Annotated in this window: 17 protein-coding genes and 1 pseudogene; 15 read left to right on the top strand and 3 right to left on the bottom strand. The window is 68.6% G+C overall.

Annotated elements, in window-relative coordinates; translation table 11 throughout:
- The first annotated feature begins 62 nt into the window (after positions 1–62).
- The gene (locus tag ACFV6H_RS24110; protein ID WP_385545496.1) at positions 63–1514 is read left to right on the top strand and encodes a menaquinone biosynthesis decarboxylase; all 1452 of its coding nucleotides are present in this window, start codon (positions 63–65) and stop codon (positions 1512–1514) included.
- Positions 1511–2425, top strand: coding sequence for a menaquinone biosynthesis prenyltransferase MqnP (mqnP, locus tag ACFV6H_RS24105; RefSeq protein WP_093589588.1), 915 nt, complete (start codon positions 1511–1513; stop codon positions 2423–2425). Before ACFV6H_RS24110 ends, mqnP begins: the two co-directional genes overlap by 4 nt.
- Positions 2426–2474: 49 nt before the next feature.
- Here the strand turns inward: mqnP and ACFV6H_RS24100 are convergent, their stop codons facing one another.
- Positions 2475–3077 carry a rhomboid family intramembrane serine protease gene (locus tag ACFV6H_RS24100; protein ID WP_385545492.1) on the bottom strand — a complete coding sequence of 201 codons (603 nt, stop codon included), beginning with the start codon at positions 3075–3077 and terminating at the stop codon, positions 2475–2477.
- Between the two features lie 93 nt (positions 3078–3170).
- Between ACFV6H_RS24100 and ACFV6H_RS24095 the strand changes: the two genes are divergently transcribed.
- From ACFV6H_RS24095 to ACFV6H_RS24065, 7 genes and pseudogenes are all read left to right on the top strand, one after another.
- Positions 3171–3902, top strand: coding sequence for a UbiX family flavin prenyltransferase (locus ACFV6H_RS24095; RefSeq protein WP_385545489.1), 732 nt, complete (start codon positions 3171–3173; stop codon positions 3900–3902).
- Positions 3903–4031: 129 nt separating this feature from the next.
- On the top strand, positions 4032–4484 hold the full coding sequence (locus ACFV6H_RS24090) for an Lrp/AsnC family transcriptional regulator (RefSeq protein ID WP_066943847.1): 453 nt from the start codon (positions 4032–4034) through the stop codon (positions 4482–4484).
- A gap of 108 nt (positions 4485–4592) precedes the next feature.
- Positions 4593–5771: an aminofutalosine synthase MqnE gene (gene mqnE / locus ACFV6H_RS24085; protein WP_385545485.1), complete on the top strand. Its 1179-nt coding sequence runs from the start codon at positions 4593–4595 to the stop codon at positions 5769–5771.
- Between the two features lie 173 nt (positions 5772–5944).
- Positions 5945–6475 carry a GNAT family N-acetyltransferase gene (locus ACFV6H_RS24080; protein ID WP_385545482.1) on the top strand — a complete coding sequence of 177 codons (531 nt, stop codon included), beginning with the start codon at positions 5945–5947 and terminating at the stop codon, positions 6473–6475.
- An 80-nt stretch (positions 6476–6555) separates the two neighbouring features.
- Complete coding sequence (locus ACFV6H_RS24075; protein ID WP_093589575.1) at positions 6556–6852, top strand: DUF4229 domain-containing protein; 297 nt, start codon at positions 6556–6558, stop codon at positions 6850–6852.
- 221 nt (positions 6853–7073) lie between these two features.
- Positions 7074–7959: pseudogene (locus ACFV6H_RS24070) on the top strand (cation:dicarboxylate symporter family transporter).
- A 121-nt stretch (positions 7960–8080) separates the two neighbouring features.
- A complete protein-coding gene (locus ACFV6H_RS24065) occupies positions 8081–10045 on the top strand; it encodes an AMP-dependent synthetase/ligase (protein WP_385545636.1) in 1965 nt (654 codons plus the stop codon).
- Positions 10046–10240: 195 nt separating this feature from the next.
- Here ACFV6H_RS24065 and ACFV6H_RS24060 read toward each other — a convergent pair whose 3' ends face one another.
- Positions 10241–10444: a cold-shock protein gene (locus tag ACFV6H_RS24060; protein ID WP_017948713.1), complete on the bottom strand. Its 204-nt coding sequence runs from the start codon at positions 10442–10444 to the stop codon at positions 10241–10243.
- A gap of 420 nt (positions 10445–10864) precedes the next feature.
- Between ACFV6H_RS24060 and ACFV6H_RS24055 the strand changes: the two genes are divergently transcribed.
- From ACFV6H_RS24055 to ACFV6H_RS24035, 5 genes are all read left to right on the top strand, one after another.
- Positions 10865–11677, top strand: a complete 813-nt coding sequence (locus ACFV6H_RS24055) for a menaquinone biosynthetic enzyme MqnA/MqnD family protein (RefSeq protein WP_093589609.1) — start codon at positions 10865–10867, stop codon at positions 11675–11677.
- A gap of 89 nt (positions 11678–11766) precedes the next feature.
- Positions 11767–13518 (top strand): serine/threonine-protein kinase, encoded by a 1752-nt coding sequence (locus tag ACFV6H_RS24050; protein WP_385545633.1) that lies wholly within the window; start codon positions 11767–11769, stop codon positions 13516–13518.
- Positions 13519–13643: 125 nt separating this feature from the next.
- Entirely contained in the window at positions 13644–14858 is a 1215-nt protein-coding gene (gene mqnC, locus ACFV6H_RS24045; protein ID WP_385545478.1) for a cyclic dehypoxanthinyl futalosine synthase, read from the top strand.
- A gap of 7 nt (positions 14859–14865) precedes the next feature.
- On the top strand, positions 14866–15525 hold the full coding sequence (locus ACFV6H_RS24040) for a hypothetical protein (RefSeq protein WP_385545475.1): 660 nt from the start codon (positions 14866–14868) through the stop codon (positions 15523–15525).
- 104 nt (positions 15526–15629) lie between these two features.
- Entirely contained in the window at positions 15630–16322 is a 693-nt protein-coding gene (locus ACFV6H_RS24035; RefSeq protein ID WP_385545472.1) for a demethylmenaquinone methyltransferase, read from the top strand.
- A 70-nt stretch (positions 16323–16392) separates the two neighbouring features.
- Here ACFV6H_RS24035 and ACFV6H_RS24030 read toward each other — a convergent pair whose 3' ends face one another.
- A complete protein-coding gene (locus ACFV6H_RS24030) occupies positions 16393–16914 on the bottom strand; it encodes a GNAT family N-acetyltransferase (RefSeq protein ID WP_384786812.1) in 522 nt (173 codons plus the stop codon).
- 107 nt (positions 16915–17021) lie between these two features.
- Here ACFV6H_RS24030 and ACFV6H_RS24025 point away from each other — a divergent pair, with 107 nt between their 5' ends.
- Positions 17022–18308, top strand: a complete 1287-nt coding sequence (locus tag ACFV6H_RS24025; RefSeq protein ID WP_385545468.1) for a geranylgeranyl reductase family protein — start codon at positions 17022–17024, stop codon at positions 18306–18308.
- Positions 18309–18367: the final 59 nt, after the last annotated feature.

Genomic DNA, 18367 nt, shown 5'->3' with positions numbered 1-18367 from the left:
TGGAGGCCGTGTGACGGCCCCGGTGACCGGCCCAGGGTACCGGGTGGCCGATACTGGGACGCATGGCTTATGACGATCTTCGCTCGCTGCTCCGGGCGCTGGAGCGCGAGGGCGACCTCAAGCGCATCAAGGCCGAAGTCGACCCGTATCTGGAGGTCGGGGAGATTGTCGACCGGGTGAACAAGTCCGGTGGGCCCGCGCTGCTCTTCGAGAATGTGCGGGGCTCCTCGATGCCGCTGGCCATGAATGTGTACGGCACGGACCGCCGGCTGCTCAAGGCGCTGGGCCTCGGCTCGTACGGCGAGATCGGCGAGAAGATCGGCGGACTGCTCAAACCGGAGCTGCCGCAGGGCTTCATGGGAGTGCGCGAGGCCTTCGGGAAGCTCGGCTCCATGGCGCATGTACCGCCGAAGAAGATCAAGGACGCGCCCGTCCAGGAAACGGTCCTCACCGGTGACGACGTCGATCTGGACCAACTGCCCGCGCTCTTCACCTGGCCGGGCGACGGCGGATCCTTCTTCAACCTCGGTCTGACGCACACCAAGCACCCGGAGACCGGTGTCCGCAATCTCGGGCTCTACCGGCTCCAGCGCCATGACCGGCGCACCATCGGGATGCACTGGCAGATCCACAAGGACAGCCGCAACCACTACCAGGTGGCCGCCAAGCGCGGCGAACGGCTGCCCGTCGCCATCGCGTTCGGCTGTCCGCCGGCCGTGACCTACGCCTCCACCGCGCCGTTGCCCGGTGACATCGACGAGTATCTCTTCGCGGGCTTCGTACAGGGCCGGCGGATCGAGATGGTCGACTGCAAGACCGTGCCGCTCCAGGTCCCGGCCAACGCCGAAGTCGTCATCGAGGGCTGGCTGGAGCCGGGAAAGACGCTTCCCGAGGGCCCTTTCGGGGACCACACCGGCTTCTACACCCCGCAGGAGCCCTTCCCGGCGCTCACCATCGACTGTGTGACGATGCGCAAACGCCCGCTGCTCCAGTCGATCGTGGTGGGCCGTCCGCCGACCGAGGACGGGCCGCTGGGACGCGCGACGGAACGGTTCTTCCTGCCGCTGCTGAAGATCATCGTGCCGGACATCGTGGACTACCACCTGCCCGAGTCGGGCGGTTTCCACAACTGTGCGATCGTCTCGATCGACAAGAAGTATCCCAAGCACGCGCAGAAGGTGATGCACGCGATCTGGGGCGCGCACATGATGTCGCTGACCAAGCTGATCGTGGTGGTCGACGCGGACTGCGATGTCCACGATCTGCACGAGGTGTCCTGGCGCGCGCTGGGCAACACCGACTACGCGCGTGACCTCACCGTTGTCGAGGGCCCGGTCGATCATCTCGACCACTCCTCCTACCAGCAGTTCTGGGGCGGCAAGGCGGGGATCGACGCGACGAGGAAACTCCCCGAGGAGGGGTACACACGGGACGGCGGCTGGCCGGAGATGGTCGAGTCCGACCCGGAGACGGCGGCGAAGGTCGACCGCCGGTGGAGGGAGTACGGCCTGTGAGCGCAGCGGAGATCCTCGGGCCCGGACCGGCACAGCCCGGCAGCAGGACCCGGGCGTTCCTGCGGCTGGTGATGATCGAGCACTCGGTCTTCGCGCTGCCGTTCGCGTATATCGCGGCGCTGACCGCGATGTTCCAGTTCGACGGGAATGTCCACTGGGGCCGGCTGCTGCTGGTCACGATCGCGATGGTCGGTCTGCGTACGTTCGCGATGGCCTGCAACCGGATCATCGACCGGGAGATCGACGCCCGCAATCCACGCACCGCGGGACGGGAGTTGGTGACGGGCGCGGTGTCCGTGCGCTCCGCGTGGACGGGCGCGCTGGTCGCCGTCGTGGTCTTCCTCGCGGCGGCGGCGGCGCTGAATCCGCTCTGTCTGGCCCTCGCGCCGATCGCGGTGATCCCGATGGTGGTCTATCCGTACGGGAAGAGGTTCACCAACTTCCCGCACGCCATCCTCGGACTCGCCCAGGCCATGGGCCCCGTGGGCGCCTGGATCGCGATCACCGGCGCATGGTCGTGGGACGCGGTGATCCTGGGACTGGCGGTCGGGATCTGGATCGGCGGCTTCGACCTGATCTTCGCCTGCCAGGACGTCCAGGCGGACCGCGCGCACGGTGTGATGTCCGTGCCGGCCCGCTTCGGTATCCCGGGCGCGCTGTACGGAGCGCGCGCCTGCCATGCCGTCACGACCGTACTGCTGGTGTGGTACGCGCTGGCCACGGACGCCGGAGTGTTCTTCTGGACCGGGCTGGTGATCGTGGTGGCGGCCTTCCTCTACGAGCACACGATTGTGAAGCCGCACGATCTGTCACGGCTCAACCGCGCGTTCTTTACGGTCAACGGCTTCATCGGGATCGCCCTGTTCGTATGCGCGCTGCTCGATCTGCTGGTGCGAGGCCTCACGGGGTGACGGCCGTACGGACCCTTACGGTGTGACGGCGCTTACGGTGTGACGGCGCTTACGGTGTGACGGCGCTACGGGCCGCCGGGCGGCGGAACATGAACGCTGCGGCGACGCCCGCTATCAGGCCGATCAGATGGCCCTGCCAGCTCACGGTCGTATTGGCCGGCGAGATGCCGAGCAGGATCGAGCTCCCCCATATCGCGCCGATCACCAGACCGACGAGGATGCCGGCCGGCTTGCGCTCGACAAAACCGCGCACCAGGAGATAGCCGAACAGACCGAAGATCAGACCGGACGCGCCCGCCGTGTTGCTGTTCGAGGGCGAGATCAGCCAGACGCCGAGGCCGTCGGCCACGACGATCACGGCGCAGACGGCGATGAAGCGGCGGATACCGCCGAGGGCGGCTATGAAGCCGAAGACCAGCAGCGGAATGCTGTTCGCCGCGACATGGGCGAAGCCGAAGTGGATGAAGGCGGCCGGGATGATGTCGGCCAGCTCGGACGGCTCGCGCGGCACGATGCCGTACCCGTCGAGCGAGTGGGCCGTGGCCACATCGACCACTTCGAGCACCCAGAGCAGGGCCACCCAGCCCACCATCAGCTTGGCGGCCGTCCTGGCCCGGCCCGTGCGGGGCCACTCGAATCCGGTGCCGGTCATGCTGCCCCCCTCGGTTCACTTGCTCCCAACCTCAGGAACGGCCGAGGCACCTTACCCGGTTCCCGGTGGAGCGTGCCGGATAGGCTCGGATCCGTGAAGCCCGGATCGTACGCACAGCACGAAGACCAGGAAGACCGGGGCAGCCCGCGACCGCCGCATCCGCCGCGGCGTCCCTGGGTCGTCGGAGTCTCCGGCGCGTCCGGTACGCCGTACGCCGCGGCCGTACTGCGCGCGCTGCTGGCGGCCGGCGAGAGCGTGGACCTGGTGGTCTCACGCGCGTCACGGCTGACTCTGCTCGACGAGACCGGGATCGCCTTCAGGGACGCGCACTGGCGCGACGACCTGCGGTCCTGGCTGGCCAGAGGCGCGGACGGCAAGCCCGACCGCTTCGGCCCGGAGGGCCTGGACCTGGACGGCGTACGGCACTGGGGGGCCGGGGATCTGGCGGCGGGGCCGTCGTCCGGCTCGTATCCCGTCCAAGGGATGCTGATCGTGCCGGCGTCCACGGCGTGTGTGGCCGGTGTGGCGCTCGGGCTGTCGAAGGATCTGCTCCAGCGCGCGGCGAGCGTGACGCTCAAGGAGCGCCGGAAGCTGGTCGTCGCCGTACGGGAGACACCGCTGAACGGCCAGACGCTCAAGCATCTGGTGACGCTGGACGAGGCGGGCGCCGTGGTGCTGCCCGCCTCTCCCGCGTTCTACGCGGGCGCGACGCATATCCAGGATCTGGTGGACTTCGTCGCCGGGCGGGTGCTGGACGCGGCCGGAGTGCCGCACAGGCTGTACCGCCGCTGGGAGGGCGGGCTCGGCGGCTCTCGCGGCGACTGACGGCGTGTCCGCCGGTGCGTCTGCCGGTGCGTCTGCCCTTTGGGAAGAATCGCAGAATCTCACCTCTGTATGCCTTAGATTCTTAGTGTAAGTTTGCGAGATTGCTGAATAATGGAAGGCTTCAGGTTTATGGACGCCGTGGACAGGCAGCTCATCCAGGCCCTCAGGGAGAACGGCAGGGCTTCGTACGCCGAGCTGGGCCGCCTCGTAGGGCTCTCCGGGCCGAGCGTCACCGACCGTATCAACCGGCTCGAAGCGGCCGGTGTCATCACCGGCTACCGCGCCACGGTCGACTCGGCCTCGCTGGGCCTCGGTGTCACCGCGCTGATCGGGATCTCCCTCTCCGACGCCGCCGACCACGAGGACGTGGCCCGCCGGATGCGCGATCTGAGCGAGATCGAGGACTGCTGGTTCATCGCGGGCGACGACTCGTACATGCTCAAGGTGCGGGCCGGTGATGTGGACGGGCTGGAGAAGACGATCCGCCGGCTGAGCGGTACGAAGGGCGTCTCCCGGACCCGTACCACCATCGTTCTCTCCACGAAGTGGGAGAACAGAGTCGGCGAACTGCCCGAGGAGTGAGGGGAACCGCCCGAGGAGCGAGGGCCGGGCGGAGGGCCGCGTCGGGACTGTCCGACCGGGGGCGTAGGCTCGACAGGCCCGATTGGTAGACGTATGGGAGGCGGCCTGATGACTGCATCTGTCCAAGATGTTGGTCTCAAGCGCGAGCTGGAGGAGAAGGTCAGGGCCGGCGAGCGGCTGAGCCGTGAGGACGGTATCGCCCTGTACGAGACGGACGATCTGGCCTGGCTCGGCGGTCTCGCCCACGAGGTGCGGACGCGCAAGAACGGCGATGTCGTCCACTTCAACGTCAACCGTCATCTCAATATGACGAACGTGTGCACCGCCTCCTGCGCGTACTGCTCGTTCCAGCGCAAGCCGGGCGAGAAGGACGCGTACACGATGCGTATCGAGGAGGCCGTCCGTCTCGCCAAGGCGATGGAGGGCGAGAGCCTCACCGAGCTGCATATCGTCAACGGCCTCCATCCGACGCTGCCGTGGCGCTACTACCCGCGCTCGCTCAGCGCGCTCAAGGAGGCCCTCCCACAGGTCTCCCTCAAGGCGTTCACCGCCACCGAGATCCACCACTTCGAGACGATCTCCGGACTGTCGGCCTCCGACATCCTGGACGAACTGATCGAGGCCGGTCTCGAATCGCTGACCGGTGGCGGCGCCGAGATCTTCGACTGGGAGGTCCGGCAGCACATCGTGGACCACAACACCCACTGGGAGGACTGGTCGCGCATCCACCGGCTCGCGCACTCGAAGGGCCTCAAGACTCCGGCCACGATGCTGTACGGGCATATCGAGGAGCCGCGCCACCGCGTCGACCATGTGCTGCGGCTGCGTGAACTCCAGGACGAGACCGGTGGTTTCCAGGTCTTCATCCCGCTGCGCTATCAGCACGACTTCGTGGACATGAAGGACGGCAAGGTCCGCAACCGCCTCCAGGCGCGTACGACCATGGCCACGGGCGCCGAGGCGCTGAAGACCTTCGCGGTCTCCCGGCTGCTCTTCGACAACGTCCCGCATGTCAAGGTCTTCTGGGTGATGCACGGAGTCCAGACCGCCCAACTGGCGCTCCAGCACGGCGCGGACGACATGGACGGCTCGGTCGTCGAGTACAAGATCACGCACGACGCGGACAATTACGGCACGCCCAACAAGCTCGGCCGCGAGGATCTGCTCGACCTCATCCGCGACGCGGGCTTCCGTCCCGTCGAGCGGAACACCCGTTACGAGATCATCCGCGAGTATCCCGGCCCGGATCCCGACCGCCGTGAGTCCCCGCAGCCGATGCGGATCTGAGAGGGCTAGGGTCTTTCGTTTGGGTCTGGCTGGATCAGGGAGCGGGGTCTGGTGCCGTGGATCGCAAGGCGGAGGATGGAGCCCACGCGGAGCGTAGGCGACTGACGACAACGCGGCGAGGCGCGGTGCCAGGGCACGCGAGCCCAGCCAGATCCAAACGAGAGGCCCTAGTGATGACTCTTGTGTTCGAGCTCGATCCACCGGTGGACCGGGCCCTGCGCGACGGTGTTCTCACGCTCTGGACGGATGTGTCGAACGCCGACGGCGCAGTCGGGTTCGTCCCGCCGGTGACGGCCGACGACATACGGCCCGAGCTGGTCAAGCATTTCGTGGCGATGGCCGACGGCCGCTGCCGGCTGCTGGTCGGGTACGACGATGAGGGCGCCGTCGCCGCGACGGCGTTCCTCACGCTCAACACCCACCGGCTGATGCGGCACTGGCTGTGGCTCTACACCGTGATGGTCCATCCACGGCATCAGGGCAAGGGATACGGCCGCGATCTCATGGCCGAGGCGGCGGAGGCGGCCCGCGGTATGGAGGGCATCGAGGCGATCCGGCTCACCTGCCGCGGCGGCACGGGCGTCGACCGGTTCTATGCCTCGTGCGGTTACAAGGAGGTGGGCCGTGTGCCGGACGCGATCCGCGTCGGCCCAGGTGACGACCGCGATGACATCTTCATGCTGCTCCCTCTGAATCAGTACTGAACGGGACGTGCTTGACTGTTCGGGCGGATACGGAGTCCGCGCGGCAGGAACCAGGACCCAGGGAAGAGAGAAGGCCCGCTGTGACCGCTGTGAAGACAAGCGCCACGATCCGGTACACCGCGATGCGCCTCGGCATCTTCGCCGGCTGTTTCGTCGTGGTCGCCGGCCTGGTTCAGGTCGGTGCGCTGCCCAAGGGACTCGGTGACTCCAATTTCATCTGGGTGCTGCTGCTCGCCCTGGTGATCTCGGCGCCGCTCAGCCTGGTCCTGCTCCGCAAGCAGCGCGACGAGATGTCGGCACAGCTCGTCAACAAGGTCGACGGAGCCAAGGCGAAGCTGGAGGCCAACCGGTCCCAGGAGGACGGCGCGACACAGTGAGCGCGGCTCAGCCCTCCTCGCAACGCGTATAGCTCTCCAGCCCTCTCATCTCGTGACACCTCGGCCCGGAGCCGTCCCTCCGGCGCCGGGGTGTTGTGCGTTCGGCGGCCGTTTCCGGGGTATCCGGCTCGTGGCGCGCCCGCACGCGCCGCTCTTTCGTATACGGGCGCGCCAGACCTCTGTTCCGTATTCTCCCGATACGTCACGTCTGGAGTGTGCTTGTGTCCGCGAACTCCGCGTCCTCCCCGACCGACAAGCCCGCCGAACCCGACTCCGCCTCCGATTCCGAACCCGGCTCCGTCGGCTCCCGTATACGGAGGATCCCGTTCTGGGCCCAGATCGTCGCGGGTCTGGTCCTCGGTGTCCTGCTCGGCTGGCTCGCCCGCAGCCAGGACATCGACTGGCTCTACACCACGCTCAACAAGATCGGCTCCATCTTCATCCAACTGCTGAAGCTGGCCGTGGCCCCGCTGGTCTTCTTCGCGATCCTGGTGTCGATCACCAATCTCCGCAAGGTCAACAACGCGGCCCGGCTGGCCTCCCGTACGCTGCTCTGGTTCATGATCACATCACTGATCGCGGTCGCCATCGGCCTGGCGATCGGGCTGATCACCAACCCGGGCACGGGCACGGGCCTCACTCCGAAGGACGGCAAGGCGCCCGAGGGATCCGGCTCCTGGCTCGACTTCCTGACCGGCATCGTGCCGACCGATGTCATCACTCCGTTCACCGAACTCAACGTTCTCCAGATCGTCTTCATGGCCGCCGTCGCCGGTATCGCCGCGCTCCAGCTCGGTGAGCGGGCCAAACCGGTCCTCACGCTCAGCGCCGCCGTGCTCGAACTGCTCCAGAAGGCGCTCTGGTGGGTCATCAGACTCGCGCCGATCGGCACGGTCGGTCTTATCGGCTTCGCCAGACCCGATCCTGGACATGATGCGTACGGCCACGAATGTGGCGGGACAGGCGCTGGTGCCGGTCGTCGTCGCGGCGCGGGAGAAGATTCTCGACCACGAGGCGTACAACTCGGCCTCGGCCTCGCCGGTGGACGACTACGACGGTGACGGCGACGCGGCCGGGCGCGATGTGCATGTCCCGGTGGCCGTCTGACCTCGGCTTTACGCCGGTCGTACGGCCCCGGGCAGGGACGCCCGGAGGGCATCGGCCACCATCGCCCTCATCCTCAGACAAGGAGCCGCCTGTGTCCGATGCCGCCGTGTCCGCCGATGCCCTGTCTTCGCCGTTGCCGTCGCCGTCCCTGTCGCCGGTCGAACCGGAGAAGGTGCGGGAGGACGGAACCGTCAGGGAAGTGTCCGTACCTCCGCTGGTTCCGCCCGTACGGAGCGGCTCACTCGCCGACATTCCCTTCGACAACGCCCGCGAGGCCCCGGACGAGGTTGTCCTCAGCCGTAAGGCGAACGACAGGGACGAGAACAGCCGGAGGATCAGGACGAGCAGGACGGGCGGCGCGGGCCGCGCGGGCCGGGCGAGCGGAAAGACCGGCTGGCAGGACGTCACCGCCGCCGCCTTCGCCGATGAGGTCCGCGCCGTCGCCAAAGGGCTGATCGCCGAGGGACTGCGGCCCGGCGACCGGCTCGCGATCATGGCCCGTACGACCTATGAGTGGACCCTGCTCGACTTCGCCGCCTGGGCCGCGGGCCTGATCACCGTCCCGATCTATCCGACCTCCTCCGCCTTCCAGGCCCGCTGGATCCTCCAGGACGCGGGCGCGGTCGCCTGTGTCGTGGAGGATCCTCAGCAGGCCGGGCTGATCGGCCAGGAGCGCCGGCAGCTGCCCGGCCTCACCCATCTCTGGGCGTTCGACACCGGCGCCGTCGCCACCCTGTGCGCCGCGGGCGAGCACCTCCCGGACGAGGCCGTCACCGAGCGCCGCGCCGCCCTCGCGCCCGGCTCCGTCGCCACGCTCATCTACACCTCGGGTACGACAGGACGTCCCAAGGGCTGTGTCCTCACCCACGCCAACTTCTTCGCGGAGGTGGACAACGCCATCGAGCTCCTCCATCCCGTCTTCAAGACGGTGAGCAAGGAGCCCGCCTCCACCCTGCTCTTTCTGCCGCTCTCGCATGTCCTCGGGCGTATGGCCGCGATCGGCTGTCTGCGCGCGCGGGTACGGCTCGGGCACGCGCCCTCGATCAAGACGCCGGACCTGCTCGCGGATCTTGCGGGATTCCGGCCGACGTTCCTGCTGGCCATCCCGTATGTGCTGGAGAAGGTCTTCAACACCGGCCGCGCCACCGCCGAGAAGATGGGCCGCGCCTCGTCCTTCGACCGCGCGGCGAAGATCGCCCGGCGGTACGGGCAGGCCGTGGAGGCGCTGGAGCACGGCACCGGCCCTGGGCCCTCGTTCGCGCTGCGTACGGCTCGCGCGCTCTACGATCCGCTGGTCTACCGGCGGATCCGCGCCGCCCTCGGCGGCAAGGTGACGTACGCGATCTGCGGCGGCTCACCGCTCGGGCGCCGGCTCGCCGCGTTCTACGCGGGTGCGGGCATCGAGATCTTCGAGGGATACGGCCTGACGGAGACGACGGCGGCCTCGACCGTCACACCGCCGCTCAAGCCCCGGCTGGGCACGGTCGGCTGGCCGCTGCCCGGCGCGGCGGTACGGATCGCCGAGGACGGCGAGGTGCTGCTGCGCGGAGGCCAGGTGTTCGCGGGGTACTGGGACGCGGAGCGCGGCGAGGCGGTGCCGGAGCGCGGCTGGTTCGCCACGGGCGATCTGGGCGCGCTGGACGAGGACGGCTATCTGACGATCACCGGCCGCAAGAAGGACGTCATCATCACCTCGGCCGGCAAGAACGTCATGCCCGCGCCTCTGGAGGACTGGCTGCGGGCCCATCCGCTGGTCAGCCAGTGCATGGTGCTCGGCGACAACCGTCCGTACATCACCGCCCTGATCACTCTCGAACCGGACGGTCTCGCCCACTGGCGGCAGATGAAGAGGAAGCAGGACGTTCCGCTCTCCGCACTGGTCGAGGACGAGGAGCTGCGCGGAACGCTCCAGCGCGCGATCGACGAGGCCAACCGGCTGGTCTCCCGTGCCGAGTCCATCCGGCGGTTCCGTGTCCTGCCGGTCGACTTCACGGAGGAGAACGGCCATCTGACGCCTTCGCTCAAACTGAGGCGAGAGGAGATCTTGGCGGACTTCGCCACGGAGATCGAGGCCCTGTACCCCTGAGGCGCGGGCTCTGCGGGCCCCGCGGGGCTGCTCACAACGCACCCGACACGCCCGGCGCGGTGAGGCGGGAAAACGCGCGGTGAATCGGGAAAACCAGGCCGGAAAAAGGCAGGAGTTCTGCTTGCCCCACCCGAGTGAGGCAAGCAGAACTCCTTGGTACTGCGGTAAGTCGTGCGCGATCGCCGACCCGGGCAACTAGGCCGGGGTGACGTTCTCCGCCTGCGGGCCCTTCGGACCCTGAGTGACGTCGAAGTTCACGACCTGGTTCTCCTCAAGGGAGCGGAAGCCGGTCGCGTTGATCGCGGAGTAGTGGACGAAGACATCCGGGCCGCCGCCGTCCTGGGCGATGAAGCCGAAGCCCTTTTCAGCGTTGAACCACTTGACGGTTCCGGTAGCCATAAGCCCTCCTTGGGCCAAAGGGTTGCCCTGCTCCAGAACCTGCAAAGAAGTCTGAAAACTACAAAAGCCTGCGGGTCACATGCTCCGCAGGCTCTGTACTGCAAGGGAAACCAAACTGCAACTTGCGGCGAGCCTAGCACGCACTCCGCGCTCGGCGGTAGAGGGAAAGATCACTTCACCCGGACGTTTGTATAGGCGTCTGACGTGCTGACGAACGCCGGCGAACCGTGCCCCGGGGCGCTCGTCCGCGCGCCGCGGGTCTAGCCTCGCGCTGTGGACAGTCCCGTGGAAAACACAGAGGCAGAGACCGCGCCAGAGGCGGCGGAGCCGGTCCCGGAGCCGACGGCATCGCGCCAGACGGCTCCCGCGACAGGGCCCGCCGGAAGCGACCACCCTCGCAGCCGGCCGCGTGTCGGCCATATCCAGTTCCTGAACTGCCTGCCGCTCTATTGGGGCCTCGCCAGGACCGGAACCCTTCTTGATCTGGAGCTGACGAAGGACACGCCGGAGAAGCTCAGCGAACAGCTCGTACGGGGAGAGCTGGATATCGCGCCGATCACTCTTGTCGAATTCCTCCGCAACGCCGACGATCTTGTCGCATTCCCCGATCTCGCGGTCGGCTGCGACGGCCCCGTGATGTCCTGTGTGATCGTTTCGCAGGTACCGCTGGAGCAGCTCGACGGTGCCCGGGTGGCCCTCGGCTCGACTTCTCGTACATCTGTACGGCTCGCTCAGCTTCTGCTCACCGAGCAGTACCGGGTCCGGCCCGAGTACTACACCTGTCCGCCCGATCTCGGACTGATGATGCAGGAGGCGGAGGCGGCCGTACTGATCGGTGACGCCGCACTGCGCGCCTCGCTGCACGACGCGCCACGGCTCGGTCTTCAGGTCCACGATCTGGGACTGATGTGGAAGGACTGGACCGGGCTGCCGTTCGTCTTCGCGGTATGGGCGGCGCGCAAGGAGTATCTGGCGCGCGAGCCGATGGTCGTACGGAAGGTCCACGAGGCGTTTCTCGCGTCCCGGGATCTCTCCCTGGAAGAGGTCGCGAAGGTGGCCAAACAGGCGGCGCGCTGGGAGACCTTCGACGCGGAGCTGCTGGAGCGCTACTTCACCACGCTGGACTTCCGCTTCGGCCCGGAGCAGCTCGCCGGCGTACGGGAGTTCGCGCGCAGGACAGGGCCGACGACGGGTTTCCCAGCCACGGTGAACGTAGAACTGCTCACGGTCTGAGCGGAGCCACTCTTCCTCAACCCTCTCGCCATCCTCAGCCCCTAGTCTTCGTATGCGTACAAACGCATGACATGACGAGGGGGACGGGCATGCAGCCGCTGGAGGCAGGTGAACCGCCGACCATCGGCCCGTACCGGCTGCTCGGGCGGCTCGGGTCGGGCGGAATGGGCCGTGTCTATCTGGCGCGCTCGGCGGGCGGCCGTACGGTCGCGGTCAAGGTCGTCCATCCGCACTTCGCGACGGACGAGGAGTTCCGCGCCCGCTTCCGGCGCGAGGTCGAGGCGGCGCGGCGCGTCGGTACGGGACCTGACGGCCCTCGCTGGTCGGCGCCGGTGCTGGACGCGGATCCGGAAGCGGCTGTTCCGTGGGTGGCCACGGCCTATGTGGCGGGCCCTTCGCTGACCCAGGCGGTCGCGGGACACGGCCGACTGCCCGAAGACTCGGTACGGGCACTGGGCGCGGGACTCGCGGAGGCGCTGACGGCCGTGCACGCCCTGGGACTGGTCCACCGGGACGTCAAACCGTCCAACGTCCTGCTCTCCCTCGACGGCCCTCGGCTGATCGACTTCGGTATCGCCCGTGCCACGGACGGCACCGCCTCGCTCACCTCCACCGGAGTCTCGGTCGGCTCGCCGGGCTATATGTCGCCGGAGCAGATCCTCGGCAAGGGCATCACCGGCGCGGCCGATGTCTTCTCGCTGGGCGCGGTCCTCGTGTACGCGTCGACGGGCGAGAGTCCCTTTCCCGGTGACTCCTCGGCCGCCCTGCTCTACAAGGTGGTGCACGAGGAGCCCGAGCTGGGCGCCCTGCGCGGCGATCTGCGGGACCTGGCCGCGCGCTGTCTCGCCAAGGAGCCGTCCGCACGGCCGGCGCCGGACGAGGTCGCGCGCGTACTGGCTCCCGGCGGCGCCGCCGGGCTGGTGGCGGCGGGCTGGCTGCCGGGACCGCTGGTCGAGGAGGTGAGCCGGGCGGCGGTGCGGCTGCTGGATCTGGAGGCGGCGGCGCCGGCCGGTGGCGTGCCGGCCGGTGGCGCGGCGAGCGGTGGCGCGCCGCTGGGCGTCTTCGGTCCGCCCGTGGATCCGGCGGTGGACTCGCCCGTGGATCAGGTGCGGGACGCCTCACTTCCGGGACAGCGGGCCTCCGACGGACGGCTGTCGGTCGCCTTCACCACGGACGCCGGTACGAGTACGGGTCCGGGGACGGGGACGGCCCCGGGCGGCGGCAGCGGCAGCGGTACGGGCGCCGGCCGACGCGGTCGCAGAGTGAGCTGCACGGTGGCCCTGACGGTGGCGGGCGCGCTGGCCGCCGTGCTGGTGGGCAGCGCCTTTCTCTTCGACCTCCTGCCGAGCAACGGGAGCGACGACAACAACAGCGCCTCGCCGCCCGGCTCGTCCGCGGACGTTTCCACCTCGCAGCCGCCCGCCGATTCGAGCACGGGCTCGGATCCCGCCTCGGACGCACCCAAGCCGGTCACCGAGGTGCCCGCGGCCTTCATCGGCACCTGGAAGGGCCCGACCACCGAGCGCAGCGGAGCGACGCACGGCGACGCCACCGCCGTGATCAGCAAGGGCGCGAAAGGAGACGACGTGGTCCGTATGACGTACACCATCTCCGTCCTCGGCATTGACACGGAGTGCCGCAGCATCGGCAAGTTCGTCTCGGGCACCGCCGGCCAACTCCGCGTCACGGAACGGACCGACGAGGACAACGCCGGTACCCAAGGACTGTGCACCGGTGCCGAGGCCGGACTGACCTTCACACTCAAGGATGACGGGACGGTTCTCTACGAGTCCGACGAGGCGGCGGCCGGTACTCCGAAGGGCACGCTCACCAAGCAGTGAGAAACCGAGCCGTGAGAAACCGAACAGCGAGAACGGTGAGCCGGTACGGCCGGGCGCGAGCCGTGTCGTACCCCTGACGTAGGCTGGACCGTCGTCTACAGCCCCCTTGGGAAGGACTTGCCCCGGTGACCGAGAAGGCCGACCTCACGTCCGTACATGTCACTGGCGTCCTCGACCGTGCCGCCGCGGGCGGCCGTATCACTCCCGAGGAGGCGCTCGATCTGTACCGCTCGGCGCCGCTGCACGCGCTGGGCGCCGCGGCCGACGCCGTGCGCCGCCGCCGGTACGCCGGGACGGAGCACATCGCGACGTACATCATCGAGCGGAACATCAACTACACCAATGTCTGTGTGACGGCCTGCAAGTTCTGCGCCTTCTATGCCGCGCCCAAGGACACCGCCAAGGGCTGGAGCCGCGATCTCGACGACATCCTGCGCCGCTGCGCGGAGACCGTGGAGCTGGGCGGTACGCAGATCATGTTCCAGGGCGGCCACCACCCGGACTACGGCGTGGAGTACTACGAGAAGCACTTCCGCGCCATCAAGCAGGCCTTCCCGCAGCTCGTCATCCACTCCCTCGGCGCCTCCGAGGTCGAGCACATGGCCCGGATCTCCGGTGTCTCCGTCGAGGAGGCCATCCGGCGTATCCATGACGCGGGCCTCGACTCCTTCGCCGGCGCGGGCGCCGAACTCCTGCCCGCACGGCCGCGCAAGGCGATCGCGCCGCTCAAGGAGTCCGGCGAGCGGTGGCTGGAGATCATGGAGACGGCGCACGGGCTGGGTGTCGAGTCGACGTCCACGATGCTCATGGGCACCGGCGAGACCAACGCCGAGCGCATCGAGCATCTCCGGATGATCCGCGACGTACAGGACCGTACGGGCGGTTTCCGCGCATTCATCCCGTACACCTACCAGCCCGAGAACAACCATCTGAAAGGTCAGACACAGGCCACGCTCTTCGAGTATCTGCGCATGATCGCGATCGCGAGGCTCTTCCTCGACAACGTCGCGCACATCCAGGGTTCCTGGCTGACCACGGGCAAGGAGGTCGGCCAGCTCTCGCTGCACTACGGAGCGGACGACCTCGGCTCGATCATGCTGGAGGAGAACGTGGTCTCCTCGGCCGGTGCCAAGCACCGCTCGAACCGGCTGGAGATCATCGATCTGATCCGCAAGGCGGGCCGTGTCCCGGCGCAGCGCGCCACGACGTACGAACACCTCGTCGTGCACGACGATCCGGCGAACGACCCGGTGGACGACCGCGTGGCCTCGCACATCTCGTCGACGGCGATCGAGGGCGGTACGGCCCACCCGGAGCTGAAGCTGCTCAGCGCCAACTGAGCCTGCTGTGCTGGTCATTCACCGCGCCGACCTGCTGCTTCCGGGCGCGGACCGCGAGCCTGTGCCCGGCGGCGCGGTGCTGATCGAGGGACGTACGGTCGCGGCCGTCGGCCCGTACGAAGAGCTGGCCGCCGTGAGCCCGACGGCGCGGGTCCGGCGCTGGCCGGGTGTGATCACGCCCGGGCTGCGCAATCCGTACGGTCCCGAGCTGCTGGAGCGCACCTACCATCCCGATCCGCGCGAGGCCGACGAACTGGGCACCGAGCCGCTCACCGGCGAGGCGCTCGCCGCGCTGGAGCTGACCGACGCCCGCTGGGGCGCGAGCGCGCGGCGCGGCGTGCAGCGGATGCTGGCGCACGGCACGGTCGCGGTGGCCGGGGAGCTGAGGCGGGCGGCGGTACGAGACGCGGTGGCGCGCGCGGGCCTGCACGTGGAACGCCGGTACGAGGAGCCCTCGGGCCCGCCTTCTCTGGACCTCTTTGTGGCCGGTCGCCCGGCACGGGAGGTCTTCCTGCCTCTGCTCACGGAGGGCGGCCCTGCGGATTTTGCGGTTTTCGCGGTCCCGGTACTCCCGGAGACCGCGCCGTACACCACCCTGACCACCCACGGCGCGGCCACCTGTGTGGCAACGGTCCTGGCGGGCCGCCTGCTCCACCGCAGCCGTTAGGAGCCCGTCCGGTAAGAACCCGTCCGGCGATCGAGGACAGAACGAGGCTCCGGGGGCTCGGCCCCGGTTTCGGGAAGAGGCGGCGTGGGGGACACAATGGGCGCGTGACCCGCGCATCCCTGGACAAGCAGCCGCACGAAGTCGCCTCCATGTTCGACGACGTGGCGGCCAACTACGACCTCACCAATGACGTGCTCTCGCTCGGCCAGGACCGGGTGTGGCGCAAGGCGGTCGCCAAGGCCGTGAACGCCCGCCCGGCGGAGAAGGTCCTCGACCTGGCCGCGGGCACCGCCACCTCCTCGCTGCCCTTCGCCGCCACCGGCGCCTATGTCGTGCCGTGCGACTTCTCCCAGGGCATGCTGCAGGAGGGCAAGCGGCGCCATCCGTGGATGCCGTTCACGGCCGGGGACGCGACGCGACTGCCGTTCGCGGACGAGGTGTTCGACGCGGTGACGATCTCCTTCGGGCTGCGCAATGTCCAGGACACGGATCGCGCGCTGCGTGAGCTGTACCGGGTGACCAAGCCGGGCGGCCGGGTGGTGATCTGTGAGTTCTCGCATCCGACCTGGGCGCCGTTCAGGACCGTCTACACCGAGTATCTGATGCGGGCGCTGCCGCCGGCCGCGCGTGCCGTCTCCTCCAATCCCGACGCGTATGTCTATCTCGCCGAGTCGATCCGCGCCTGGCCGGACCAGCCCGCGCTGGCGGCGCGGTTGCAGTCGGCGGGCTGGTCCCGGGTCGCGTGGCGGAATCTGACCGGTGGGATCGTGGCGCTGCACAGAGGCGTACGGGACTGAACCGGCCGGAAGCATCCGGAAACATTCCGAACCGGAACGGACCCGAACCGGCTCGACTGTTCCTGCGGCTCTACAGCTCCAACCGGAAGCAGTGCGCCTGCTGTTCGGCTCCCCGTGATGTGAACGGATAGGTCTCAGCCAGCTCCATCCCGAGCCGCCGGGTCACCGCGACCGAGCGCTCGTTGCGCGCGTTCACCATCGCGACGACCCGGCCGACGCCCGCCGCCCGTACCCGCTCCAGCGCGGCCCGCGCGGCGGCCGTCGCGTAACCGCGGCCCCAGTGCGCCCGGCCGAGGCGCCAGCCGATCTCGATCTCGCCGACCGGCCCGAACGACTCGTGCGGCCAGGGCTGCGCGCCGGTGAAGCCGATCACCTCGCCGTCCTCGTCCAGCAGCGTCCAGAAGCAGAAGCCGCGCTCCGCGTCATGCCTGCGCTGACGGGCGGTCAACTCCTCGTACACCGAGAGCTCCGCCGACGTACCGCCGTGGAACTCCATCACCTCGGGATCGTCGAACACCCGGTGCCAGTTGAGCGCGTCCTCGTCGGTGGGCACGCGGAGCTGCACCACGGGAGCGGGGAGCGGCGTGGTCATGTTGTTCACGGGGGCAGCCCTTCAGTGGAGGCATCGGTGCGCCCCCATAGACTGCACATGTCCAGTGCCGTCCGGTACGCAATTTCGAGTCTTCGGGAGAACCAGCCGTGACCGAGCCCCGCTCCGAAAGCACCGCGGATGTGATCGTCGTCGGCGCAGGCCCCGCCGGTTCCACGACCGCGTACTACCTGGCCAAGGCGGGCCTGGACGTACTGCTGCTGGAGAAGACGGCGTTCCCGCGCGAGAAGGTCTGCGGTGACGGGCTCACCCCGCGTGCCACCAAGCAGTTGGTGTCGATGGGCATCGACATCTCCGAGGAGGCGGGCTGGCTGCGCAACAAGGGCCTGCGGATCATCGGCGGCGGTGTACGGCTCCAGCTCGACTGGCCGGATCTGGCCTCGTATCCGGACTACGGACTGGTCCGTAAGCGGGACGACTTCGACGAGCAGCTCGCGCGGCAGGCGCAGAAGGCGGGCGCGCGGCTCTACGAGCGCTGCAATGTCGGCGCTCCGATCACCGACGAGCGCACCGGCCGGATCACCGGTGTGCACGCCAAACTGGGCGAGGAGAAGACACCGGTCATCTTCCACGCGCCGCTCGTCGTCGCGGCCGACGGCAACTCGACGCGGCTGTCGCTCGCGATGGGACTGCACCGGCGCGAGGACCGGCCGATGGGAGTGGCCGTCCGTACGTACTTCACCTCGCCGCGCCACGACGACGACTATCTGGAGTCCTGGCTGGAGCTGTGGGACCGGCGAGGGCCCGGTGAGGACCGGCTGCTGCCCGGGTACGGCTGGATCTTCGGGATGGGCGACGGTACGTCCAATGTCGGTCTCGGCGTCCTCAACACCTCCGACTCCTTCAAGGAGCTGGACTGGCGCGAGGTGCTGAAGGCGTGGTGCGCGTCGATGCCGGAGGACTGGGGCTACACGCCGGAGAACATGACGATGCCCATCCGCGGCGCCGCCCTGCCGATGGCGTTCAACCGCCAGCCGCACTACACCAAGGGCCTGCTGCTGGTGGGTGACGCGGGCGGTCTGGTCAATCCGTTCAACGGCGAGGGCATCGCGTACGCCATGGAGTCGGGCCAGATCGCCGCCGATGTGATCGTCCAGGCGCATGCCCGTGCCACGCCCGCGCAGCGCGAACTGGCCCTGCACCACTATCCGAAGGTCCTCAAGGACACCTACGGCGGCTACTACACGCTGGGCCGCGCGTTTGTGAAGCTGATCGGCAACCCGAAGATCATGAAGCTGGCGACCCAGCGCGGTCTGACGCATCCGCTGCTGATGAAGTTCACGCTGAAGATGCTGGCGAACCTGACCGATCCGACGGGCGGCGACGCGATGGACCGGATCATCAACGGCCTGTCGAAGGTGGCTCCCAAGGCGTGAGCCCCCAAGGCGTGAGCCCCCAAGGCATGAGTCCCGAAGGCGTGATCACCGGCTGCGGG

Origin of the sequence: Streptomyces sp. NPDC059743 (assembly GCF_042732975.1) — a bacterium.
In the GTDB taxonomy this organism is placed as follows: Bacteria; Actinomycetota; Actinomycetes; order Streptomycetales; family Streptomycetaceae; genus Streptomyces.
Note: the sequence above shows the minus strand (reverse complement) of the source record. Positions and strands in the feature narration are given on the sequence as shown.